This window comes from Mesorhizobium sp. M7A.F.Ca.CA.002.05.1.1, from assembly GCF_003998335.1.
Lineage (GTDB): Bacteria > Pseudomonadota > Alphaproteobacteria > Rhizobiales > Rhizobiaceae > Mesorhizobium.
Window position 1 is genome coordinate 1 of record NZ_RZQI01001470.1, and the last position, 793, is coordinate 793.

Annotated in this window: 1 protein-coding gene; it reads right to left on the reverse strand. The window is 67.6% G+C overall.

The genetic code is table 11. The annotated features are described in order from the left end of the window. Nucleotides 1-793, reverse strand: a 793-nt coding sequence (locus tag EN939_RS36430; RefSeq protein WP_127272075.1) for a DUF3422 family protein, incomplete at both ends; no start/stop codon positions are given.

Here is a 793-nt window from a genome sequence, read left to right on the forward strand (position 1 = left end):
CCTCGACCGAGCGGCAGGTGCGCATTGCGGGCGCCACCCGGCGCTGCAGGAACCCGCGCCATGTGTCATAGCCGGGCACAGCCTCTTCCTCGAGCGCCTCCAGCCGTTCGCCGACGATGCCGTCATAGGCACGGCTGGCGCCGAAACGGTAAAGGCTCGACGCCGCGTCCGCCTCCAACTCCGCCGCAAGTTCGGTCAGATCGGCCAGCAAGGTCTGGCTGTCGCGAGTCCCGGCGACCTTCATCTCCAGCGTGGTCTGCGCCAGCCGGTCTTCGATGCGGCGGGCACGGCCGGACAAGGTCAACGCCAGCGGCAGGCCGAGCATGGCCAGCGTCCGATAGGTTTCGATGTCGATAAGCCGCTGCGACAACGCGCCGGTACGCGCCGGGGTCAAGCCGCGATCGAGCAGCAGCATGCGCGTCAGGCCATCGCCATCCTGGCGAAAATCGGTGACGATGGCGGCGTTTCCGCGCTCGACCAGCGAGTAGCACAGGCTGGTCGGATCGAAACCGGCTATCAGCTGCTCGCTCGCTTGCGTCCATTTGCGGATTTCGAGCCTGATGCCGGAGATGCAGGTTCCCGGCGGCGAAAACCCGTTGCCGAAGGGGGAGTCCTCCTGCGCCCTGCCGCTCTCGGAAAGCGGCCCTTCCCACAAATAGGTCGAGAATTCGGTGTGCCGCTCCCAGCGCAGCGAGCCCTTGCCCCATTTCATGGCATGATGGCGGGCCTGGCGGTCGGGCGCGGCGACGCCGAGGCGCCGCGACAGTTCGGAAAGCACCGCGTGGTCGACGCC